Origin of the sequence: Mucilaginibacter sp. UYCu711 (genome assembly GCF_050433825.1) — a bacterium.
Lineage (GTDB): Bacteria > Bacteroidota > Bacteroidia > Sphingobacteriales > Sphingobacteriaceae > Mucilaginibacter.
Genome location: NZ_JBNPWM010000009.1, coordinates 124,136 through 147,616, shown reverse-complemented (window position 1 = coordinate 147,616; position 23,481 = coordinate 124,136). Strand labels below are relative to the sequence as shown.

At 36.1% G+C, this 23,481-nt stretch carries 19 protein-coding genes; 12 read left to right on the top strand and 7 right to left on the bottom strand.

Translation table 11 applies throughout. The features are described 5' to 3' along the window. The first annotated feature begins 204 nt into the window (after positions 1-204). On the top strand, positions 205-1,413 hold the full coding sequence (locus tag ABIB50_RS19065; protein ID WP_429382334.1) for an alpha/beta hydrolase family protein: 1,209 nt from the start codon (positions 205-207) through the stop codon (positions 1,411-1,413). Positions 1,414-1,790: 377 nt separating this feature from the next. Here ABIB50_RS19065 and ABIB50_RS19060 read toward each other — a convergent pair whose 3' ends face one another. From ABIB50_RS19060 to ABIB50_RS19030, 7 genes are all read right to left on the bottom strand, one after another. After that, positions 1,791-2,171, bottom strand: a complete 381-nt coding sequence (locus ABIB50_RS19060) for a response regulator (RefSeq protein WP_429382332.1) — start codon at positions 2,169-2,171, stop codon at positions 1,791-1,793. Positions 2,172-2,938: 767 nt separating this feature from the next. After that, positions 2,939-3,067 (bottom strand): hypothetical protein, encoded by a 129-nt coding sequence (locus tag ABIB50_RS19055; protein ID WP_429382330.1) that lies wholly within the window; start codon positions 3,065-3,067, stop codon positions 2,939-2,941. 203 nt (positions 3,068-3,270) lie between these two features. Next, positions 3,271-4,026, bottom strand: a complete 756-nt coding sequence (locus ABIB50_RS19050) for a glycoside hydrolase family 25 protein (RefSeq protein ID WP_429382328.1) — start codon at positions 4,024-4,026, stop codon at positions 3,271-3,273. A gap of 189 nt (positions 4,027-4,215) precedes the next feature. Beyond that, the gene (locus ABIB50_RS19045) at positions 4,216-4,380 is read right to left on the bottom strand and encodes a hypothetical protein (protein WP_429382326.1); all 165 of its coding nucleotides are present in this window, start codon (positions 4,378-4,380) and stop codon (positions 4,216-4,218) included. A gap of 946 nt (positions 4,381-5,326) precedes the next feature. Next, positions 5,327-6,037: a hypothetical protein gene (locus ABIB50_RS19040; protein WP_429382324.1), complete on the bottom strand. Its 711-nt coding sequence runs from the start codon at positions 6,035-6,037 to the stop codon at positions 5,327-5,329. A 2,686-nt stretch (positions 6,038-8,723) separates the two neighbouring features. Then, positions 8,724-8,909 (bottom strand): hypothetical protein, encoded by a 186-nt coding sequence (locus ABIB50_RS19035; protein ID WP_429382323.1) that lies wholly within the window; start codon positions 8,907-8,909, stop codon positions 8,724-8,726. 279 nt (positions 8,910-9,188) lie between these two features. Continuing rightward, on the bottom strand, positions 9,189-9,953 hold the full coding sequence (locus ABIB50_RS19030) for an FkbM family methyltransferase (RefSeq protein ID WP_429382321.1): 765 nt from the start codon (positions 9,951-9,953) through the stop codon (positions 9,189-9,191). 343 nt (positions 9,954-10,296) lie between these two features. Here ABIB50_RS19030 and ABIB50_RS19025 point away from each other — a divergent pair, with 343 nt between their 5' ends. The 11 genes from ABIB50_RS19025 (at position 10,297) to ABIB50_RS18975 (ending at position 23,438) form a co-directional block, all read left to right on the top strand. Beyond that, positions 10,297-12,318 carry a PA14 domain-containing protein gene (locus ABIB50_RS19025; protein WP_429382319.1) on the top strand — a complete coding sequence of 674 codons (2,022 nt, stop codon included), beginning with the start codon at positions 10,297-10,299 and terminating at the stop codon, positions 12,316-12,318. Between the two features lie 785 nt (positions 12,319-13,103). Then, positions 13,104-13,484 (top strand): response regulator, encoded by a 381-nt coding sequence (locus tag ABIB50_RS19020; RefSeq protein WP_429382317.1) that lies wholly within the window; start codon positions 13,104-13,106, stop codon positions 13,482-13,484. A gap of 321 nt (positions 13,485-13,805) precedes the next feature. Next, positions 13,806-14,225, top strand: a complete 420-nt coding sequence (locus ABIB50_RS19015) for a hypothetical protein (protein ID WP_429382315.1) — start codon at positions 13,806-13,808, stop codon at positions 14,223-14,225. Between the two features lie 1,050 nt (positions 14,226-15,275). Then, positions 15,276-15,698 (top strand): hypothetical protein, encoded by a 423-nt coding sequence (locus ABIB50_RS19010; protein ID WP_429382313.1) that lies wholly within the window; start codon positions 15,276-15,278, stop codon positions 15,696-15,698. A gap of 3 nt (positions 15,699-15,701) precedes the next feature. Next, a complete protein-coding gene (locus ABIB50_RS19005) occupies positions 15,702-15,935 on the top strand; it encodes a hypothetical protein (protein ID WP_429382311.1) in 234 nt (77 codons plus the stop codon). 572 nt (positions 15,936-16,507) lie between these two features. Then, a complete protein-coding gene (locus ABIB50_RS19000; protein WP_429382310.1) occupies positions 16,508-16,999 on the top strand; it encodes an OmpA family protein in 492 nt (163 codons plus the stop codon). Between the two features lie 24 nt (positions 17,000-17,023). Further along, positions 17,024-17,809, top strand: a complete 786-nt coding sequence (locus ABIB50_RS18995; protein ID WP_429382308.1) for a polysaccharide biosynthesis/export family protein — start codon at positions 17,024-17,026, stop codon at positions 17,807-17,809. A gap of 18 nt (positions 17,810-17,827) precedes the next feature. Further along, the gene (locus ABIB50_RS18990) at positions 17,828-20,143 is read left to right on the top strand and encodes a GumC family protein (RefSeq protein ID WP_429382306.1); all 2,316 of its coding nucleotides are present in this window, start codon (positions 17,828-17,830) and stop codon (positions 20,141-20,143) included. A 63-nt stretch (positions 20,144-20,206) separates the two neighbouring features. Further along, positions 20,207-21,070 carry a beta-1,6-N-acetylglucosaminyltransferase gene (locus ABIB50_RS18985; protein ID WP_429382304.1) on the top strand — a complete coding sequence of 288 codons (864 nt, stop codon included), beginning with the start codon at positions 20,207-20,209 and terminating at the stop codon, positions 21,068-21,070. A 24-nt stretch (positions 21,071-21,094) separates the two neighbouring features. Continuing rightward, complete coding sequence (locus ABIB50_RS18980) at positions 21,095-22,627, top strand: lipopolysaccharide biosynthesis protein (RefSeq protein ID WP_429382302.1); 1,533 nt, start codon at positions 21,095-21,097, stop codon at positions 22,625-22,627. 25 nt (positions 22,628-22,652) lie between these two features. Then, complete coding sequence (locus tag ABIB50_RS18975; protein ID WP_429382300.1) at positions 22,653-23,438, top strand: glycosyltransferase family 2 protein; 786 nt, start codon at positions 22,653-22,655, stop codon at positions 23,436-23,438. The last annotated feature ends 43 nt before the right edge of the window (positions 23,439-23,481 follow it).

The following is a 23,481-nucleotide window of genomic DNA, read 5'->3' as shown; positions in this document are numbered from 1 at the left end:
TCCAATGTACGACGCTGCAAAAACGCGGCATAATTGCTGCGCTTATTGGGGTGTGATGGTAAGATAATTAGAATTTGGGTATGTTAGATTTATAAATCTACAATAGTTGAAAAATAACTACAAATGTTCGCCAAATTAATTCCAAAAAAACGCTATTCAATTATATTTCCTATTAATTAATCTATCTTAGGGCAGAAATATTTTATGAAGAAAAACGGATATTTTTTTGGATGCTTTTTTATAGTTGTTTTTTCGCTAGTGGGATGCGTAAAGCATACAGATGATAGCCCTAAACATGAATTAGCCGGGCAGGAATTTTTTGTTTCTGCAACTTTATCAGAAAGCTTAACTAAAACTCAGTTAATGGAGTTAGCGACTCTTAAGGGATTAGGTGGCTATATGCCTTTGATACAGTACGATGTCAATTTTTATAACTTCATCTACTATACAACATACAAAGGCAGTAGAGTAAAAGCCTCCGGCTTGTTAGGTATACCAAAAAACATGACTAAGGCCCCTGCTTTACTTAGCGCTCAACATGGCACAATCTTTAATGATAGAGATGCCCCATCGAATTTCCCATTGGCGTTTACTGGATTTGAGTTATTTGCTTCAGCTGGTTTTGTCACTGCCATTCCTGACTTAATTGGCTACGGCATCTCGAAAGACATCGTGCATCCTTATTACGATATGCAATCTTCTGCTTCGGCCGTGGTTGATATGCTCAAAGCAGCTAAATATTTTCTGCAAACCAAAGCTGTGGAAGTTAATAGCAAAGTATTTTTAGTTGGCTATTCTGAAGGGGGATATGTATCTATGGCAGCCCAAAGAGAAATCGAAACTAACACCGGCGATAATTTAACAGTTACAGCAGCCGCTGAAGGGGCTGGAGGGTATGATGTTACAGGTATATTAGGTAAATTGGCTACGATTTCTACCTATGCCAATTCCTCGTTCTTAGCCTTGTTTATCCAGGCATATAATACTACTTATAATTATAATCGTCCGCTGTCGGATTTTTTTACAGCATCGTATGCTACCAAAATACCTCAACTATTGGATGGAAGTAAAAATGGCTATCAGATTAACACCGAATTAAATACTACTCCTTCGTTACTTTTTAACCCAACTTTTTACGACAGCTTGTCAAATCTAGCCAGTGAACCCATCTTTAAGGCTAACGTGGCCGCTAATAGTTTTCCAAACTGGTATCCTATCAGCCCAACAAGACTCTATCATGGTACGGCCGATCAAGATGTATTTTTTGAAACATCACAATCTACATATGATAAATTTATAAAAGCAGGCGCTAATAAACTGTCACTTTTACCTATACCTGGCGGAACTCATGAAACAAGCGTCGTGCCGATGATGCTTGATGCACTTTCCTGGTTTAAATCTTTAAGCCTATAATCTATCTTGGTGAAGGAAAAGGTGTTGATATTTGTTAGTCCGTGATCCCCTGCTCTCATCAAGAAATAATAGCATGTTTCGTGCGGCTGTGAATTCATAATCTTAAACACTAACCTACTAATTAAGATATGCTTTTCTAAAAGCACAGAGTAATATGGGCCAAAATGGCTGGTTTCGATCTTGTAAATAGATGATTGGTTTATGAGAATTAACGCATGTCCAAAGTGGTCTAAACGAGAAAACCCATCAAAAAATAATGGGCTATGCATAGGAAACACTTAAAAACAGCAAGTTAAGACTATCGTATATTGTTGGTTTACCATAAAACTGGTTGAGGACAGGCCGGTCTTTTGAGATTAAAAAGGTTATCATCCAACTCAACACTCAATTTTTCTCAATGCGTCGGGTGTCAAGGATTTTGCTAAGTAGCCTGATACGTACCTATTATCTTCAGCCTTACGAATATCTCTTGGATCTATCGATGAAGACAAAATTAAGATTTTTGTATGATTTTTCTCAATATCTAAATTTCCATATTCGACTAAAAAGTCAAAACCACTCATTTCGGGCATACGGATATCAAGAAAAATTATATCAGGTTTAACCTTGCCGCTACTTAAAAGTGACAACGCTTTTTCAGGAGCCTCGACAATTATAACTTCACTTGCAAAATTGTCCCTTTTAATGATCGTTGAATTGATTAAATTATCCAATGGACTATCATCAATCAGTAAACAAGTGCGAAAATGGGCGTCCATAAGAATGTCTTTAACAATATTAAACTAATTGCGTGCCAAAATTTTTTGGTGAGACATAAACGCCTATGATAAACAAGATTATAAATGCGGGCCTCTACATTGCCTAGCGGTCGGAATAAAATAATTCAGCGCAAACAATTTAGAATATTAATCCTTAAGTTAATAGATTTTTTCTAAAAATAAATGTACCCCTTTAGCTGCCCGGTCTCCAACGGGCAGCTTTTTGAAGATACCGCACGACCCATTTTAAAGCCCTGTAATCAATTATGAAAGCCAAGGGCGGACATTTGTTATATTGTGCCACAACTCGTCATTAAACAGGTTGTCAAACATCCTTCTAATGAGTACAGGTTTGACCTTAACCGTCATCCGGTGCCCATTATCAATCCCTAAGCCAGCCAGTGCCGGTTCTCAAACCATAGGAAATTTTTATAATATGCCACCATGATTTCGATGTAATAGTTTACTGGTGGTCCATCCTTCCAGTGCATAGCCTCACAAAGTATTTGCCTAATCCCGTTATCACACCTAATGGTTTTATGGTGCAACTTATGTTCTGCATACAGAGTCGACGGCGAGGATAAATGCGGAGTGTTCGGGTGTTGCGTAATACTATTTAACTATTTGGTCCAAGACAGCCGGCAGCAACTTCAAGTCGGTCATGCGCTGCTCCACAAGATTTTGACATTCCTTATAAAGCTCAGGCTCCATCGCGTTTAACTTTTCAGTGGCTAACGTTCGTAATGTTCCGATTCTCATGTTATTTTTCAGCGGTGAGTAATTGTTGCAACTCCCTGATCCTTAAAAATTTTCTCTATAGTCATCCATCGGTTCGCTTTAACCAGGGCTATTTCCTGGGTTACAATCGCGGTAAGGTCTTGTTTATCTGGTTTCATTTGGTTGGTGGTTTGGTGGTAATTGCAGTTCGCCTAATGCCGATTTGTTTTTTTTTCGATTAATTCGCCAAGGTCAAGTACATGATACTGGTAATGCATCTCAAATTTCTTTAATGCCTCTCTTGTCCTCAGTGCCTTGACCTTTGAAGAAATATCTGCGGGCGCTTAGCCAGCTTGTTTTGTTGGGGCAGGGGTAACTGTTATTAACGTAAAAGCAGTCTTTGAAAAGACACGGTATCGCCTTTAAAGGAATCAAAATCGACAGTGTGGTTTATACCGTTGATTCTGGCCAAATCAGAGTGTTGCCAAAACAACCAATTGGTATTTTTATCTGTATGTAATTCTTTTTGGTAATAATGTGCTATCCATAAAGGATAACTATTGAAATACCCGGATAGGTAGTCGCTATAAAAACTCAAGCCTGTATAAATTATTGGCTTTACATGTGTACTTGCTTCAACCCTTAACAAAAACTGCTTTAATTCTTTTCGCATTCTGTTAGGAGAGATACCGTCAAGTTGTTCTATATCTACTACAGGTGGCAAGTCACCCGATTTTATATTGATATTTTGCAAAAAAAAACGTGCCTGCCATAAGCCGTTCTTATTCGCGCGGAAGAAGTGATATGGGCCGCACACTATACCGACCTTTGAAGCCTCATGCCAGTTTCGTTTGAAATAGGGATCAACAGTTAAGAGGCCTTCGGTGGCTTTGATAAAAGCGAAACTAAGGTACACGCTCTTCTCTTTCATACTGCTTACCTTTTGCCAATCTATTTTGCCCTGGGCGTAAGAAACGTCAATTCCATGAATTGAATACCTTGCGGGTATAGGAATGTTAAACCTTTCATAAGTACGGTAATTATAAGTTAATCCAATATCCCGGATACATTGCCATGTTGAGCTGAATATTTTTACTAAATAGCCGTAATAAAATGGCGATAGTAACGTTAAAAGCATTCCTATGCCCACAAGCTTCAAAGAGGTTTTGGTTGTAAGGACGACTTTTCTTTTTGTCGATACTTTTTTACGCCTTTTCTTTGCGGGAAATCTATTTAAGGTCACTTGGCGAAATTAACAACAACCAGCCATTTAATTTACTCCTTACAGGAGAATTTGAGCACAAATTGAAAATCCAAATATTATGTGCTAGCCGCCCTTGGTCAGGTGCTTATTTTCACTGTAGCGTTTATCAACCATCCCGCTTTTAGTCAGGTGCTGAACCGATTTTTTCTGGAAGTCTGCAGGTGCTGCCTGGGTCAGGGTAGCTAAGCTGAATAGCAGCACTGTAAATAGGGTGAATGCTTTTTTCATGGTTGTTTGATTTGTCTGCTATTTAAACACTATTATCCGCAGATAGTTTGAACTAATAGTGGAACCAACTGCTGTCAAAGAAATAAAAAGCTTATGAAATAATCAGAATCGTTCTGTCAGCAACCGCCCTTTCGCTGGTAGCCATTTTTAGCCAGGCGCAAACAAAAAAGACGAAGCGTCGGACAAACGTTATAAATTAACCACGCCCCCAAGACGGTAACGCACAAGAAGGCGACGGTACACATTATAAACGGGCCGACGGGCCACTCGATAAATGTTCCCACACGCACACTAAAGCCGATGTCACAATGGATATGCGCTTTAATGAAAAATCGGTTAAACGGGTGGCCGTTGCTACCCACGACAAAAGTTGACGGTACGCCCGACAAGCGTTATGTCACTAACAAGTCAACTCTTTTGCTGTTCCCGACTCCATCAGTTACCCGAACGACAACTACACGCGCCAATACGCCAACCGTACATCAAACCAGCGGAATGCACCGATTACTGACGGGACGGCGGATATGCTTTACCGCGAAAACCGGTCAGTCAGGTCACCTAAATAAGATTGCTCATTGTCGAGGTTAACGGGCGAATAAACCTAACCAGAAAGCAAAAGGCTTATCGATGGTCAGCCCTCCTTATTACATAGAAAAGCCTACCCAAAACTACTGAATATTCGTACGAGGAATACTATCATCATTGGGGTTATTCGCTATGTAGGCAAATTTTTCAGATGAGCCCCTTTTTGCAGAAATTTCTTTGTATAGTCGCCTCCTTAACAAATAGCAGAGTATCACTACTATCAATTGGTTCGATTAAAGTAGGCCTACATGAAATCAATATTTGTAGCTATTCTTTCGCAAGCGTCCACGACAACCTACTATGATTTGTTCATTCATATCAGATCCACCGATTCCCTGGCTTGGCTTATCTGCGAAATAAGTTAATACGTTTTCCATATCATCTGCGTTTTCATCTGTTGTATTCGTTGCTGAGTATGGTGAATTAAATTACTTTGGTGTGCATAATATTTAAAATAAAGCTCTAAAAAAGCCATGATAACTATAATTATAGCGGCAACCCAAAAACCTATTTTAAGACTAAATTTTTTGTTGTTAGTGTGTTCCGGTAAGCCCAATGGGTTCGCTCTGTAGGGCTCCGTTATGTCATTTTTATAGTCCTCATATTTTTGTTTAGCATTGGTTAATAGTATTCCTTGCCCTGTTAGCCGGTAAAAACTGCCTTCCTTCTTCACTAATTCAATTTCCATTAGCTCTTCAATAAAATCGTCGATACAGTAAGGGTCATCCTCGGTAATTAAGATTGCTTTCCCCAATTTCAATTCGTAAAGAAATTTATTGATTTGATCGCTTCGCGTCACAGGCATGTTAGTTAAACCAAAGGTTAGCAAGAATTGTTGTTTTTGCTGCAATTCATCTTTGTGAAAAAACTTTAAAATTGTTCTGCCCGTTTTTATGAAGAAGTTACCCGGTATGACCTGTGGTAAAACTTTATTTTCCGAAATGCCAGCGTCTAAACGCTCATCTATATAATCGTATATATTATAACGATCGTCTACAATAATCAATATGGCCTTACCGGATTTTAATTCTTTTAGGAACCTGTTATATTTTTCTTTGTGTATGTCAAACATAATTTAATTGCTTGGTGGGGGTGTAGGGATTGTTTTTGAAATCGTGAGGTCGGTTTTAGCAAATGTTTTTTTACATATTGCCTAACATGTTTTTTTGTGCATATTAAAAACCCGTTTGCTTAAAAACATCAACATCGGTTATTTCTGTAACTAAATATTAATTACTTCCATATTAATAACAAAATCACTTGTTCGGGTCGCCTGTTGGATTGGTAGCACGCATCATTTGACAATGCCCGTGCTGCATGCACAAACTTTTTGCAAATTGCTTTAGCCTAAGTTATTTTTCATGTATGCGAATTTTTAATCTTTGATTTTAGTTAGGCAAATATTTGTTGAGATTAATCTATTTTCTATTTGTATTGTTCAATCACAACAAAGGTAAATATAAACAACTAATCAAAATATCTCTGAAAAGAACAAGATACTAAAAGCACACATAATTCCATCATTAACCCGGAGCTAAACGGATAGGGCACAGTGTTTCGCTTATGGCGAGCATTGGGATTGTAGGCAAAACGAACGTGAGGATTCCTATGAAGAAAAATTGGAGCCTATAAATAAGCCATTGCAAGGGAGGTGGATAAAAACTCTGTGTTAATAAAGCTCTGCAAAACCTGGGCAAAACTTGAAAATAATGACCCACTAAACCAATATATTTTTGTCTCTTCAATTGACTTGATAATAGGACAAATATTGATGCTGGGGGAATCATCAGTGCGAATCATATGATAACTGCAGTTTTAGGGATGACTGCAAAATACAAAATATGCCAGTTCATACGTTGCAAAACAATTAACCGATGCTCAGTTCGAGATTGTTGCTATACTTGATATGCTGATTGCCGACAGGTGTATGTTGCTACGGAAAAACAAAAACATAATATTGATAATATAAGAATTAAAATAGGAATGCTCGACCGCACAGAGGTCCGAGTATTCGGCATAAGGAGGGGGATTATTCAATAATTGAGTTATTAAAACTACAACACGGTATTAGCTGGATAAGTATTCTTACCGAGTTGCAGATAGGGCAGACGATTCCACATCTTCAGATGAAGGGGTACGATCACCCCAATGCTCAGCAGCAGCTTAAGCGCTCTCATCCAATATAAATGGGAAACCAAAGGAGAAACGATGGATAAAATGAGGGTAATAAAAAAAGCCCCTGTCTACCCTACACTGACAGAGGCTTTACTTATAGATTTATTAGGACAACAAAATTAGTAATATTTATGGAAAAAGTAACACTAACAAATAAAAAAGCCCCTGTCAGCTATCGAACAAACAGAGGCCAAATTAACATGCACAACTAATTACATAATTAGCTAATACAAATCTACTTAAAAGGCTCGGAAAATCAAATACCAAATTAACATCATTAAGCTGAGCTGCAAATTTTTACTAGGACCGAATTAAAGTAGCTCAAAATAAACTAACATGCGATGGCCAAACTGGGAAACACTTTCTGTTTGGTGTTGCCGACTCAACAGCTAGCCGACATCATACCTAAATGAGCTGAACAGTTATGCTGACACCCGTTTCACCGAACACGGCAGGGCATATGTATCCCGATTGTTATTAACGAGCCGGCACGAAGGGTGTCGAGGATGCGAATTATTTTTGATGCGAGCAAGTTCTGTATGCAGTAAATAGTAGCTTACCAAAGGAGGGTAACATCAGCGGTATGTTGTTTTAATGCAAAAACTATTAATGCTTTTTATCATAGTACTTATACCGGTGCTCTAACAGCCAGCCTAATAATAACGGTAACAGTTAATTTATATCAATCTTTTAAATTAGGTAGAAACTCTTTGGTCGTGAGAATTAACTGTAATAAATTTAACTTTTTTGATAAAATAGCCCTTAATTAACCTAAAGTTATCACGCCGGAGAATTTTGTCGACAGTTGTTGGAGAACTGGAATTACAGCGCTGCCAGGTATTTAAACAAATGGATATTAAACCATGATAAGGTCGCGCAAGTTTGGGTCTTTTGATTACTATCAGGCTTTTAACAAATGTACACAACACAGTGGCGCAAATGCCGGTAACGAAAAGAGAATAAGCAATGTATAAGGGGTTGAAATTGTATTGAATGAAAAAGTTAAATTCAACAGTAATTAGTATTGAAAATGTGCCTCAGTTTAAAAAGTGGGATCCAAGGAATGAGGTAAGGGCCGCGAAGGTGAAAAATTTCAATTTTTAAAAAATACTCGACCTGCCCACTACACTTAGGTCAAAAGGTCAACAAACAGAAGTCAATAGCTTTTGTAACTATTATATGTTATAAGCTGCGGCAGGAGAGGACACCGAAAGCTGCCAGTTTAAATGGTAGAATACTTCGAATCAAGAGATACAACTAGCTGAAAGTAGACAAAAATGATTTAACAATTGATTGATCAGGTAAGCGATCAGTGCGTTTCAGAAATCACATACGGAATTGCCTGGTTAAGCCTCCTGGATTATCCATTTAAGGCAAGTCTTTGCAAAGAAAAGGCCAAGTCCAGTCGACTTTTTACCATTGATTCCCGTACGGGAAGCGGGACTTGTCGAAAATATGGTGTTGTTTATTTAGGGGGATGCCTAATCCCCTGTCTCGGATCTTTAGGATAAAATGCTTTCCGGCAATTAAACTGGATACGCGGATTGTGCTGACTGGATTATAAAACTTGATAGCACGAATAACTAAGAAACAACAGTAATAATTGCTCGGTAAGTGGTTTTATCAGCGGTGGTGTCATACAACCATATCTCGTCTTTTACGATCACCGCTGAAGCGGCAAAGGCAATATCCTTTTCGCCCTTTTTCGATTTGGGCGGCGTAATAAGCGGCGTTTCACCGCGGGCAGTAACTTTGCCATTTTCATCCATTTCGGCCCAGCCAATACGCCAGTTCGCTCATTATGCTTATAGTAATTATTTTAATTTTACTGATCATTATAGTTTTAACACATTCGATAATAATTATTATAGCACGTTCGATTATCATAAGTGTGGAAGGAATTTTTAAACAAGTGTTAGCATTGTTGCGTATCCGAAAAGCTGTGGATTTTGAATACTATAAATCCGATATAGTGAAAAGACAGATAGTCCTCCGAATGGCGCTTACCAAGTTTGAAAAAACCAGCTGACCACCTTTAGCGGCTTACCTTATCTCAGGTCCTCATTGATGATTAATACATTTTCGCCTGCATTTTTATAAGTATAATTATTAAAGGCGTTGTTGATAGCCGTAAAAAAAGGCTTGGAACAGCCCTTGGTCAGCCAGTCATGCAACTCGATGACCACCACTCTGGTTTTTGGGAGCCAGCTCATATAATTTTCGCTGAACACTTGTTTTTCAGCGGTTTCAATATCAAGCTTCAGTAAATCTATAAAGGTGAAATTATATTCTGCCATAATATCTGCGATATTTACCGTTTCAGTAGTCGTCTGATCATCTTCTAAATTGTCACATTCTTCCAAAACGAATCCCCAGTTTCCAATTCCGTATTTGTCAGATATTTTAATTTTGGCCTTTTTTGACCATATGCCAGCTTGTACAACAGCTACGTTATCATAAAATTCAACGTTTTGCTTTAATACTCCCACATTGCCGCTATCTGGTTCAATAGCTATAATCTTAGCGTTGGTATATTTATTGGCAAAATAAATAGTAGACAAGCCAATATTGGCGCCCCCGTCTATAATTGTACGAGGTTCAAAATTCAACTTAAAATCATATTCGTTATAAAAAAATATTTGCTTCAATACTTCTTCGTCTGATGTTCCAGGTCTAGTAAAAATAGGATGGGGAATACCCGGGAGGGTAACCATTTTATTGGCATTTAACTTTCTGTTGATCAGAAATGATAAACCTTTGGGTACACCAAGGTTGTCAATAACCCTAAAAAAGAATTTGAGTTTTGAATACATTGCGATAAGTATATAAACCAAATATATCGTTTTTTATAAATAATACGTGTTTACAGACATTAAAAATGTATTTCTATTTACGTTTAAATTTATGGTTGTTAGTGGGGAGCGGTCAGGTTTGACTATTTTGGTTCGGCTGCTACATTGTCGTTTTACATCGATCTATAATTGCGATTATTTTATTTAACCGAATATTTTAAGACAAGAATTATTGTTTTTTTAAATTAATCAACAGTTGTTATAATTTTCATATAAATATAGTCTATTGATATTTTGGTGCTTATAAATTAAAAAAAAATATTTATTATTGAATACTTATTAATTTTATATTATTGACACTCGTATGAAAACTATAAATTACTTTAAATTGGTTTTCTTATTGTCTCTATTTCTGTTTTTTACTACGTCCTGTAAAAAAGCGCCGGCCCTTATACCAAAGAGTTTAAATACCAATCTTTCCATAGGCAGCGGATTAATTTTAGCCGGAGCCCAGATGGGAAGTGTCCGTAGGGAAGAATGGGATAATGTGGAGGGGAATGACGTATCATCTATACCCCTGAAAAAAGCACCAACGTCTTCCGCCATGGTTACTTCGCTGGAAGGGCCTTTAAACGTGGGTTATAATTATGGCGCGCGGATAAGGGGATATATCTACCCCCCGGCTGATGGACACTATACCTTCTGGATTGCCGCCGACGATTCAGGAGAACTATGGCTTTCCACTGATGACAACCCGGCAAATAAAACAAAAATTGCAAGTACAGAGAGCTGGACCGATTCCCGGCAATGGGATAAATTTCCTGTTCAAAAATCAGCACAAGTTACCCTACAGGCCAATCATAAATACTATATTGAAATTTTGCATAAACAGGGCCAGGGCGGAGGAAACCTATCTGTACAATGGATGTTGCCTGATAATAGCTTGGAAACTCCGATACCCCGTGAAAGGCTCTCACCGTATATGGAAGAAACCTTGCCAGGAACCGGTACCATTTCGCGGGAAGTATGGGATAATTTTGAAGGTAACGACGTCGTCAATATTCCTCTACAAAACCCGCCGTCTGCAACCGCTCAACTCACTTCATTAGAAGGGCCTTTAAATTCGGGGAATACATTTGGCGAACGGATTCGCGGTTATATTTTCCCCCCGCAAGATGGAGATTATACTTTTTGGATCGCCGCGGATGATTCGGGCGAATTATGGCTTTCCAGTGATGATGACCCCGCGAAGAAAAATAAAATAGCGTGTACAGTGAGCTGGACCGATCCCCGGCAATGGGATAAATTAGCTTCTCAGCAGTCAGCGCCGGTCCCCCTAAAGGCTGGTCATAAATATTATATCGAGGCCTTACATAAACAAGGTTGGGGAGGCAGCAACCTATCTGTACAATGGATGCTACCTGATAAGACCCACGAGGCCCCTATTCCGGGATCAAGACTATCGCCTTACATAATAACCAGTGCAGTTATAGCTCCACCTTCGACTGAAATACCTGCCAAATATGTCGAATCGGTAACTATCAATCTTAACGGGGCCCATGATATAATGATCAGCGGAAAGTCGATCAGCGGGGGTAATTCGCCTGCCATTAATTTGACCAATTGCTATAACATCCATATTACACGAAACCGGTTGATCAATTCGACAGATGTAGGTATTCATTTATATAACTGCCAAAACATTACGATTGATTATAATTATTTTACCAATGTTAGTAGCGGCGTTTATGCAGAGCAAACATCAGGCGGCGGCATTGTGGTAAACTACAACCAGTTTTTAAATATGAAGGGGCCATTCCCGAGAGGCCAGTTCGTGCAATTTAATAACGTACGCGGCGCAGGCAATTTTATCAGTTATAACAAAGGAGAAAATATATTGGGGCAGAGCTTTCCTGAAGATGCCATTAACCTTTATCAAAGCACCGGTACGCCTGAAAGCCCGATAAAAATAGTTGGCAACTGGATACGTGGCGGTGGCCCGAGCGCAAGCGGCGGCGGTATAATGTTAGGCGATAACGGTGGCTCTTATTTAAGCGCTAAGGACAATATATTGGTCGATCCGGGTGAGTACGGGATGGCCATAGCAGGTGGCGACCATAACGAACTGGTAAATAATAAAATTTATGGCAGGTCGCAATCATTTACTAATGTCGGGCTATACGTCAATTCTATTGGCGGCTTTAATGAAACCAATTCAAAAGTTACCGGCAACCAGATCAATTTTTTTAATGCCTCAGGTTATAATAATAACTGGTGGTTAGCGCCTGGTGTTGAAAAACCTGCGGGATGGGATGATGGCGGTAACCTTCTAGGGGCCTCGCTTAGTGAGTCTATTCTGCCCGCAAGTATAATCGATAAACATTGAGCGAAAAAATAACGATAGTTATTGTTATTTTTCTCTCAATGTAAATTTGGTCTCGTTAAGGTCAGAAATTCTTTGAAATCAAATCATAAGAAGCCATCTTTTTTTGGAGCCGATTATTATTTAAATTTAACCATTCAATAATCGTTTTGATATGCCTGGAATAAACAAAGCGATATTAATAGGTCACATAGGCAAAGTCTCTGAGTTAATACACTTAAATGATGATGTTGCGGAGATAGGCTTTCCGTTGGCAGTAACCGAATTTATAAAATTAGAGGAGAGACGAAGATCGAATAGACCGAATGGCTTAATATAATGATGTGGCGTATTATGGCAGAAAACGCGGGTCAACTTCTTATAAAAGGCAGCCTTGTTTGCATGGAGGGTAAAGGTATCACTTTCTTGTGATCCAATATGCCGGTGTAAACAACTTGATAGGAATGGTCTAACGGTTAATGGTGGGTTGCCTAGGCGCATAAACATAACTGCTTAAGCTGAATTTAATTAAGAAACTATGACAGCCAGGAATTAAACAACTATTCAAACGACTAAATAAATAAAAAAACTGGCCGTTGGAGACCAGGCAGTTAAAGGTGTACATTTATAATTAGAAAAAAATCTAATTATGTAAGGATTGAAATACAAATTTGTTTGAGCATTATTAGTTTATTAGACCAGCCAAGCAATGTTGATGCCAACAAGTATAATCATGTTTATTAAACTCGATTATATCTATCTCAAAAATTTTGGCATGCAATTAGTTAAATATTGTTAAAGACATTCTTATGGTCGCCCATTTTCGCACTTGTTTACTGATTGATGATAATCCATTGGATAATTTAATCAATTCAACGATCATTAAAAGGGACAATTTTGCAAGTGAAGTTATAATTGTCGAGGCTCCTGAAAAAGCGTTGTCACTTTTAAGTAGCGGCAAGGTTAAACCTGATATAATTTTTCTTGATATCCGTATGCCCGAAATGAGTGGTTTTGACTTTTTAGTCGAATATGGAAACTTAGATATTGAGAAAAATCATACAAAAATTTTCATTTTGTCTTCATCGATAGACCCAAGAGATATTCGCAAGGCTGAAGATAATAAGTATGTATCAGGCTATTTAACAAAATCTTTGACACCTGACACATTGAGGAAAATTGAGTGTTGAGTTTAGATAAAAGCCCTTTAATTTTAAAAGACTTGCCGGTCCTCAAACAATAATTCGTAGCAAAGGTATAAGTGTCATAAAGCCTTAACGCTGCTATTTTTAAGTCTTATCTACTTTTAGCCCTTCATTTTTTGATGGGCTTTTTTCGTTCATAGAGCCGCGGATTATAACTTGCATCGCAGAAGGATTGAATAAAATTATGCTTTTGTATCAGGCATTTTATTAGAGGAAACCTAGGCAGGTTAAACACCCCAATTTTATTACGCCATCCCAATATCATACATTTAAAACCTTGTAATCAATACTTTCGTAACTAACTAAATGAAGTTAGAAATCTTATCTATGAATCAAAAGCGTGATCTGGTATTAAAAACATTATTGGTTGACTGCAACGGAGTGGTTTCTAATAAAACGTTAGCCCAAATTTGCAATTTCGGTATATTCGACATTCAAGAAGTTGTAGAACGCCTTAAAATCGATGGATTTATTCAAATTGACCTTTTAAATGCGAGACCAGATCGGCAACAAATTTCAATTACAGCAGAAGGTAAACTATTTACTTCACTAGGAGGTTATACGGGTAGGACATTCAAAATTGATAATAACCATAGAGTTAATTATGGTGATACTTTTCATAACTTTTCAAAGCAGGTTAACTGTTTAACTAGTATACTGCTATTTATGGGCACATTTATAGTATTATTATTATTTCTGTGTTACATTAATCATTATACGAAGTAGGGCGGGAGTAGCGGTCCCCATAGAATGCAGTCATTGTTTTGGCTGCTACCCCTGTTGAGTAAACGAACATTTCAAACTCTTTGGAATCAGATATCTCCTCGTTGTGTTTTACCTAAATCAACTTGCTTAATAGGAAGCCAAAAATTTACAGTAATTCTTAATAAAATATTGCAGCAGCAAAAATTAATAAGGTATCAAACTTGATTCTATTTAATAACTTAGTATTTTAAATTTAGTATTGTAGGTACTTACATACTTAAAGTACTAATATGTTGTTAATCTGTTGAACTAGCTATAATAATGCGGGCATTTAAAAAAATCAACCTAAAGGACCTTTTTTTTATCTGTAGTTTCTTCGATTAAGTTAAGTTTTATGCAAATTTTACTAACCCTCAATAGTCAGTTCAATAACTTATCTGAGCCAATTTAATAAAATATCTTTGAGCTAAATTAAAAGATATTAAATATGCCATACAAAAAAGGCCAGCGAACTGTCCGATAAGTAAGCCAGCCCGGAACAAACAAGAGCAAAAGCCCATTAATGACCGTCTGAAAGGGTTGCTCGAAAAAACATTCTCCGCTAGAGCACGCAATAGAAAACTGCAGCCTCGAGGTGAAACGCGAACGACGACGCGTTGCTCCTTTGGAAAGGCAAGTGCGATGGAACAGAAAGTTCCGTCGTAAGGCTGATGACTAACCCCTGATACCGCTTTTTCCCAGACTTGCCATATTTGTAATATTGATCGGCTTTATTATATTCGCTTACGCGAGAAGCAACAAGACGTAATATATTCGAAGATGTCTGAAGCTTAACGGATTGTTGACGACCTATATAGAGTCAGAAGGTTCTAAAGGAGCCGCGACTTATAAATTTGAAACCCTTGCTGGAACGCAAGTCTTTTTATGGTAATATCTTCATAAACTGTACATTAAAACATGGTTCAAAAGAAATCAGGACAGGTTTAGCAAATAATCTCAAAAAGCATGCGGGGATTAAATAGCCTCAACTTTACATACAGGAGAATTTACCTTAAATTTAACAATCATGCAATGCCGCACATTAAATTTACAGTTGGTAAGACATCAACAGGTTTTGATGCTAACTACAAGCATAACAACAAAATTGTCACTGTAACCACCGGCGACAGAAAAACTGAATTAAAAATCAATGCTTTGGAGGCTTATGATCTGTTTCCAGAAGAAAGTGGAAAGAAGGTCGTCGCTGCTGAGGCCCTAGTCTTTGAATTTGACTTACCTTGGTTCTTCGAATATTATCCAGTTATAAGCCCAAAAGCATTGAGTGCCAGGGTCGGTATTAATCACACTTTATTACCACAATATGTTATTGGAGTTAAAAAACCATCTGAAAAACAGCTCAAAAGAATATTCTCTGAAGTTAAGGCGATAGGTAGGTTGAGCGAATTGAAATTGGCGGAATTATTAACCGAAAAATTAATCCCTACAAACAAATAACCCATGACTGACACTCACAAAGAAAAATTTGACAAGTTTCTAAACGAATTAAAATCCGGTAAGGCCATTGTAGTTACTGAGGATGATCCCTATAACATATACGATTTCATAGATGAGCATTTAGAAGCTAACATATCAAAAAATAAAGTTTTACAGCAGATCAGACCTGGTAGTCTATTAACAAGGACAATAAGTACAATTTTAATTTTTTACAAAGCTATTTTGAGGAAAATTTAGATTTAATTTATTGGACATAAACCAATAACCTACCTTGGGAACAGATGAGTCAACAAAATGAAATAATTTATCATAGAAGGATTGATATAGTCACGGAGAAAACGCGCCTGATAATAAGCCAACCTATCGAAAAGGTGCTAAACCGGCTCACCGCCTCTCGCCTGCTACTTAGAAACTTATTTATTGATTGGATCGTAGATCTCGCACTTTAGGCCAGCGTTAAATTTAATACTCAACATGCGACGGCACTGGAACGCATAATATCTTATTAGCCATGGTTAAAAAAAAACGCTAAGGATTGAACTATATCGCCACAAAACAATAATACCAGTAAATAAAATACTTTTAATCCGATGAAGGCGATTATTAAAACTAATAGTGCCCTATTACTAATATATGCGAGTGAACAATTGATAGGAAATTCCTTAAAGGTGTTGGAACTTTAACTTATTCAGTAGAAGTTTGACATTATTTAGATTTGCTTTAGTAATTTTAAGATTAAAGTTTTAAAGTAAAATAAAACATTATCAATTAGTATCGGTATATTATAAATAGTAACTCAAAACGAAACGATGAAAAAAGAATTATCAATATTAATGGCAATGGGATTGGCATTAATAATTACCACTACTAGTGTAATTGCTAAGGCAAAACCTGTTAACAAAGTGCATTTAAATAAAACAGGTAAGATTTACAAGGAAAAATTGAACGTAACTATTAAATATTCTCTGGCTGAACTATCAAAAAACATAGAATACGATTTTGCTAAGGCTTCGGTTAGAAATGCTTATACAACCAAATTAGATCAGTTGGCCCAAATTTTAATAAAAAATAAGTCCGCAGTTGCATTAAGGGGTTTTGCTGATTCAATCGGCACCTACAAAGGTAATTGGGTTTTATCTGAAAAAAGAGCTAACGCTGTGAAAAACTATTTGATAAAAAAAGGCGTAGATTCTGACAAAATAGTGGCTACGCCTTTTGGTAGCACACAACCTGTTGCAACAAATAGAACAGCTGCCGGAAGGCAAAAAAATAGAAGGGTGGAAATAAAAGTTAACGAGTAGAAAATCAATTTAAATCAATTTAACATGCGGACCAGATATAAATCATCATTTTTCTTAATCTTAACTTTTTTCTTTTTTTCTTGTGCGGATGTAAGAAAGACGATTTATTTCGCAGATCAAAAGGACGGAATAATAACAAGTAACAACAATTCGCCACTAACTGAACTCCAATCTAATGACATTTTAAGCATTGCAATAAGTAGTGCTAACATGGCTGCTACTACAATTTTTAATACTCCAAATTTTACTTCAGTCACTTCAGCTACATCTACGGGTTCTACTATACAATCTCCAGGCTATTTAATTAACAAAGAAGGATTTATACAATTTCCAGTTCTTGGTGATATTAAAGCTGCTGGTTTAACGACAAACCAACTAAGGATATATATTACACAACAACTTACCAATAAAAAGTTGTTGATTGACCCTATAGTAGCTGTACGTCAACTAAACTTTAAAGTAAGTATTTTAGGCGAGGTGAATCATCCAACTGTGCTAACTGTTCCAAATGAAAAAATCTCCTTATTGGAAGCTTTAGGCCTAGCTGGTGACATTACTATTTATGGCCGTAAAGATAATATTACCATAATTCGGGAGGAAAATGGTGAGAAAAAAATAAAACATTTAGATTTAAATTCTAGCGAACTTTTCCAATCGCAATATTACTATTTAAAATCTAACGATATTGTTTACGTGCAATCTAATAATGCTAAGGTAGCTGGCTCCAGTAAAGGTGCACAAACTTTGCCAATAGTTCTAAGCGCTTTGTCGCTTATTGCTATAATTGTTGAGGCGGCATTAAGAAAGTAATTGAAACGAAAGGGTAAAATGAAATTAATAAGAAAACCAGTAAAAGAAAACGAACCCGTTCGAGTAACGGAGTATTTATTCAAATTAATACCTTACTGGCCACTTTTTTTATGTTTAGCACTGATTTCTATTTCCGGTACGTGGCTGTACCTTCAATTTACTACTCCTCTTTATCAAACTACCTCTAGATTGTTAATCAGAGATGACAAAAAGGACAATCAGGATTCTAAATCCATGGAATCGCTTGATGTTATTTCTCCTAAAAGAAGCGTCGACAACGAAGTGGAAGTGATAAAGTCTCGTGATCTAATAAGGCAGGTTGTAAACGATTTGGGTTTATATGCACCAATTTACCAAGTGGGAAAACTTAGGGATAGGTTGGCTTACACCTCATCTCCTATTGTTATAAAATCTAATGACACGCATGGCACCAAAAGATCAAATAAAATTAAATTTTATTTTGATGGGAAAAGCGTGATTATTGACCAAAAGAAATATCCGCTTAATAAATTAGTTATAACGCCCTATGGGGACTTAAAGTTTGAGAAAAATCATCATTTTACCGATACCGTTAATGAATTAAAACCTGTTTTTTATTTTAATCTAATTGCGCCTCAAAAAATTGAACAGGCGATATCTTCGAATTTGAATGTTACAGTTACTAATAAGCTATCTACTATTATTGACCTTGAACTTAAGGATGAAAATCAGGTTCGCGGAGAAGATATTTTGTCAGGAATTATAAATTTCTACAATGTAGCTATAGAGGACGAAAAAAATAATTTAGCTGCAAAAACGAAAAAGTTTATTAGTGAAGGCTTAGATTCTATAGAAAGTCAGATGGCCAAAATTGAAAATCAGCAACAAGCTTACAAAGCAAATCATAGCGCTGTTGATATCGGCCGTCAAGGCCAGCTCTATTTAGAAAATGTTAGTAGTAACGATCAGAAAACAAGTGAGATCAGTGTGCAACTATCTGTTTTAAACCAAATAGAAAAATATGTAAGATCAAAAAATCTTTCTAATGGAATAGTTCCCTCAACTGTTGGCGTAAATGACCCGGGGTTAACCCAGATGGTGAAAAATATTTACGAATTGCAGTTGGAGTATGAGGGTATGAAAAAAACAGCTGGAGAAAATAATCCTTTAGTGCTAAGTTATAAGGACCAAATTGCAAAAATCAGACCTCAAATACTTGAAAATTTGCAAAATCAAAAAAATATTTTGGAAAGTAGCAAAAAAAATATTTTAAGAACGAACCAAACCTATTCAGCTCAAATTCAAACTATGCCTGAAAGTGAAAAGAAATTGGTTGATATTAATCGCGAATTGAGTTTAAAAAGCGATATATATACATTTTTACAACAAAAAAAAGAGCAAACGGCATTGTCCTTCATATCTAACGCCTCAAACAGTAAAGTTATCGATCTGCCCGAATCATCCGAATTGCCAGTTAGTCCTAAAGGAAAAATAATTTATCTCGGCTCGTTGTTAGTTTTTTTTATTTTGGGTTTAGGGTTTGTAACGGCTAAAGAATCATTGAGGCCTAATATCATGTATTACTCGGAAATTGAAAATTTAACACAATTACCGGTAATTGGCGAAATTACCGAAGGGCAAAAAAAACAGTCAATAGTAATTAATAATAATCAAAGAACTTTGATTGCTGAACAATTTAGAAGGCTTAGGACAACCTTAAACTATTTAGGAGTTGGAAATGAAAAAAAGAAAATATTGATTACCTCAGGAATATCAGGCGAAGGAAAAAGTTTCGTTGCGATTAACTTGGCTATGAGTCTCGCTTTAACTGGAAAAAAAGTTGTTTTGGTAGATTTTGACTTGAATAATCCTACGCTTCATACAAAACTAGGTTTACAAAAGGGTAGTGGAGTTGCTGAATATTTAATAGGACAAGAAGAATTCGATGCGATCATAAAACAAACATCAGTTAACCAGTCTTTGTATTTTATTTCCGCGGGTAATATTCCTGATAATCCCTCAGAATTAATAACCAGTAGCAAGACCAAAGAATTGCTTAATTACCTAGATCAAGAATTTGACTTCATAATTGTTGATGTTGCACCGGTAGGGCCAATATCCGATGCTTATATTATTTCCCCATTATGTGACGCTACTTTATACATTATTCGTCACGCTTACACGCCGAAAAGTGCAGTTGAGAAATTAGATAAAAATAATATTTACAACAATTTAAAAAATGCAGCTATTGTGTTCAATGATGTTTCATTACGTAACTTCTCTAGTTATGGATATGGTTACGGCTATAATAATGTTTATGAAAATAAGCAAGATAATAGACGCACAGATATCTAATCCCATGATCGATTTATCTAATAGTATAAGTAATTAGCATACGTGACTAAAGCTTATATAATCTTGGCACACAAAAATGCCGTCCAAATAAAAAGATTGATTGAAAGTTTGGAAGATGGCTTATCACATTTTTTTTTACATTTGGATTTAAAATCAGGTATAAAAATTTCTGATATAGGGTTAAATAGTTACGTTAAAGTATCCCCTGTCGAAAGCATTAATAGTAATTGGGGGAGATTTGAATTAGTTCAAGCAACCTTAAACGCCATGGCTTTAATTAAACAACAGCCGGTTAAGTTTGACAGAATTATATTATTAAGTGGACAGGATTATCCTATTAAAAGTAACGAATACATAAACGACTTTTACCAATATTCTGACTACAGCATTTTTCTCGACCACTTTTCAATTCCTGATTACAAAAAATGGTCTTCAAATGGAGGTTTATACCGGATTGACAAATATTTTTTTGGATTTTCTCGTTTTTTAAAATTTATTGCTCGTATTGTCAACTTTTTAGCACTCTTTATCAAGTGTTTGCAAAGAACCATAAAGACAGAATTGAAGCATTACCATGGATCGCAGTGGTGGACTATTGACAGTTATTCCTTAAATTATATCTTAAATTATATTAGCGAACACCCGGAGTATATTACTTTCCATAAATATACATTTGCGCCGGATGAATTATTTTTTCACACAATTATCTTGAATGCAGATGATACCCAAATAATTTCAAAAATATTTAATGACAATAAAATGCTTATGAAATGGGAAAATGAGTTTATCGCACATCCTGAAATTTTAGATAGGAACGATCTTGAAACTCTTAAAATTTCGGATTCTTTATTCGCAAGAAAATTTGACATTAAAGTGGATGTAGTAGTGTTGGACATGATTGATCAGTTAAGGCTAACTCAAAAATGATTTACCTTTCATATTAAATTTAAAATGACTCTTTCTATTATAGATAAAAAAGTATTGAAATGGAATTTTGTTTTTCAATATGGTTATGTAATTACCAATATTATTGGAGGACTAATTTTACTTCCATTTTATCTTAAATGGATTGATAAAGACACTTTGGGGGTTTGGTTAGGCGTAAACAGTATACTTTCTTTAATGACGTTGATTGATCCTGGAATTGGCGAAATTCTTCAACAAAAAATTGCGGAGTTGAGAGGGCGAGGTTTGAAAGATGAAATAAGTAAAACTATTGGGTCGGGATTTATTGCCTGCGGTTTTATTTTGGTTTTAGCAATAATTGCAGGAGTTGTATTTTATTCGCTGATTGGAACAATTATAGATAAAGACGTTACTAAGTACCCACATTTGCAAATAGCACTTTTTATCGCTATTCTGTCAACTGGGCTTTCTCTCGTATCATTCGGTGTCTCAGGCATAAATCAAGGCCTCCATAATGTTACCCAGGTAGCGATCAGTGCTATATTAGCTAATATTTTGTTTTTATTTGCGAACATAATACTATTGTTATTAGGCTACGGGATAATTTCAATCGCATTTGCAAATTTGTGCCGGGGTTTATTTATTAATGTGTACAATTTTATAGCTGTAAAATATGCCTTAAGGCATGAAGGTTTAATTTTTATATTCCAATGGCATCATTTCAAGGGTTTCATTCGTGTATTTTCGTTTACATCTATGTCAAATATTATTGGGGGACTATCTGCCAGCATGGACACTATATTTCTTGCCCGATTCATATCTCCGGCAATGATAACCATTCTTGAAGTTAACAAAAGGCCGTTACAACAAGCTCAGGCCCTTGTTGGTAGGCATTCGGTTGCGCTAATGCCATTAATTTCTTACGCAGTTGGAAAAGGGGACAGCCATGGAATATTAACATTGATAAACTCTCAGTTTAAATATTATTCTTACGCTGCACTTTTCGTAGTATTTGAATTTTATTTTAATTATTACAATCTTATTGGTGCTTGGACAGGGACGAGCAAATATGCCGGCGATACAATTATTTATCTTTTAATTTGCAATTTATTTTTTGCCTTAATTGGGTATTTTATGTCAAACATGTGCTACGCGCTTGGTGATATTAAAATGACTAGCCTTATCAATATTTTAAAAGGTTCAATTATCGGCTCTATGTATTATTTTTCAGCTAAGTATTACGGTATAGTGGGTGTATTATCAATAATGCTGATTGGCAATATTTGTATTGACTTTTCTTTATTTTCTTTAAGGCTATATAAATTAGGTTATTTCAAAACAAGATTGATAAAAAATATATTAAGCTTATGGATTATCATAGTGCCGATTATATTCTTAGTAGGTTCAGGATGCAAACAACTTTTCAATGCTGTAATAGTACAGAATAGTTATTTTATTAAATTATTGTTAAACGGTGGGATATTGGCATTGTGTTTTGTATTAACTGTTTTAACTGTCGATAAAGTCTTACGGGCGGACGTTTTAAAAATTGTAAAGCGGAAGCCAAAAGTAATTTAATCAAATGTGATATAAATTTTATTAAATGGCAAAGTTAGTAATGATGCTACGCGTTAAGGACGGGATGTTTTTTGTAGAAGAATGGTTATCATGTTATGAAAAATTAGTAGATGAAATAGTTGTTTTAGATAATGGTTCAACGGATGCTACCGTTATGAGGCTGAGTGCCCATCCTAAAGTAGTAGATCTTATTGAAACCGTAGGTTACAACGAAGGCCGAGACAAAAATTTATTATATGAACACGTTAGAAAGCGTAATCCAGATTGGTGTATTTGGGTAGATGTGGACGAAATTTTTGAATCTGGATTAACAAGATCTGATTTTGATATATTAATGGCGAGTAAACTTGTGAATAAATATGCTTTTAGGAGGTTTCATTTTATAGATCGGCAATATTTTGCCGGCTCATGGTACCGTTTAAATTACTCGTCAGGTCACGATCGCATTATGTGGCGCGAAAACCGATCAGGATATTTTGAGAATTTGATTATTGATTCACCAAACGTTAAAGGGATAAACGGCCTAAAGAGGAATACACATTTTAGGCTAAAACATTTAGGATATATCAATAAAGAGTTGGTAGACAAAAAAGCTGAGATATACCGAGAGATCATTCCTGAAAAGGAAAACATTTTACAAAGCATGTATTTACATGGTGAAAAGAAAATATTGTGGGTTGACGACCGGAATGATGTCAGAGCAAAAAGGCTCAATTTTTTATTAGATATTATACAGTTATCACACATTTTTCCAAAAATTAAAAATCGGGTTGTAAAATACTTTAAATCGTTTACAAAGGGCAATAAATAATTAAATGAACCGCGTAATTAAAATATTCGGCTATCAGTTTTAC

What these genes read in the sequence shown, in the direction of transcription:
- ABIB50_RS19065 (WP_429382334.1), top strand. Translation starts at nt 205, where the DNA reads ATGAAGAAAAACGGATATTTTTTTGGATGCTTTTTTATAGTTGTTTTT.
- ABIB50_RS19060 (WP_429382332.1), bottom strand. Translation starts at nt 2,171, where the DNA reads ATGGACGCCCATTTTCGCACTTGTTTACTGATTGATGATAGTCCATTG.
- ABIB50_RS19055 (WP_429382330.1), bottom strand. Translation starts at nt 3,067, where the DNA reads ATGAAACCAGATAAACAAGACCTTACCGCGATTGTAACCCAGGAAATA.
- ABIB50_RS19050 (WP_429382328.1), bottom strand. Translation starts at nt 4,026, where the DNA reads ATGCTTTTAACGTTACTATCGCCATTTTATTACGGCTATTTAGTAAAA.
- ABIB50_RS19045 (WP_429382326.1), bottom strand. Translation starts at nt 4,380, where the DNA reads ATGAAAAAAGCATTCACCCTATTTACAGTGCTGCTATTCAGCTTAGCT.
- ABIB50_RS19040 (WP_429382324.1), bottom strand. Translation starts at nt 6,037, where the DNA reads ATGTTTGACATACACAAAGAAAAATATAACAGGTTCCTAAAAGAATTA.
- ABIB50_RS19035 (WP_429382323.1), bottom strand. Translation starts at nt 8,909, where the DNA reads ATGGATGAAAATGGCAAAGTTACTGCCCGCGGTGAAACGCCGCTTATT.
- ABIB50_RS19030 (WP_429382321.1), bottom strand. Translation starts at nt 9,953, where the DNA reads ATGTATTCAAAACTCAAATTCTTTTTTAGGGTTATTGACAACCTTGGT.
- ABIB50_RS19025 (WP_429382319.1), top strand. Translation starts at nt 10,297, where the DNA reads ATGAAAACTATAAATTACTTTAAATTGGTTTTCTTATTGTCTCTATTT.
- ABIB50_RS19020 (WP_429382317.1), top strand. Translation starts at nt 13,104, where the DNA reads ATGGTCGCCCATTTTCGCACTTGTTTACTGATTGATGATAATCCATTG.
- ABIB50_RS19015 (WP_429382315.1), top strand. Translation starts at nt 13,806, where the DNA reads ATGAAGTTAGAAATCTTATCTATGAATCAAAAGCGTGATCTGGTATTA.
- ABIB50_RS19010 (WP_429382313.1), top strand. Translation starts at nt 15,276, where the DNA reads ATGCCGCACATTAAATTTACAGTTGGTAAGACATCAACAGGTTTTGAT.
- ABIB50_RS19005 (WP_429382311.1), top strand. Translation starts at nt 15,702, where the DNA reads ATGACTGACACTCACAAAGAAAAATTTGACAAGTTTCTAAACGAATTA.
- ABIB50_RS19000 (WP_429382310.1), top strand. Translation starts at nt 16,508, where the DNA reads ATGAAAAAAGAATTATCAATATTAATGGCAATGGGATTGGCATTAATA.
- ABIB50_RS18995 (WP_429382308.1), top strand. Translation starts at nt 17,024, where the DNA reads ATGCGGACCAGATATAAATCATCATTTTTCTTAATCTTAACTTTTTTC.
- ABIB50_RS18990 (WP_429382306.1), top strand. Translation starts at nt 17,828, where the DNA reads ATGAAATTAATAAGAAAACCAGTAAAAGAAAACGAACCCGTTCGAGTA.
- ABIB50_RS18980 (WP_429382302.1), top strand. Translation starts at nt 21,095, where the DNA reads ATGACTCTTTCTATTATAGATAAAAAAGTATTGAAATGGAATTTTGTT.
- ABIB50_RS18975 (WP_429382300.1), top strand. Translation starts at nt 22,653, where the DNA reads ATGGCAAAGTTAGTAATGATGCTACGCGTTAAGGACGGGATGTTTTTT.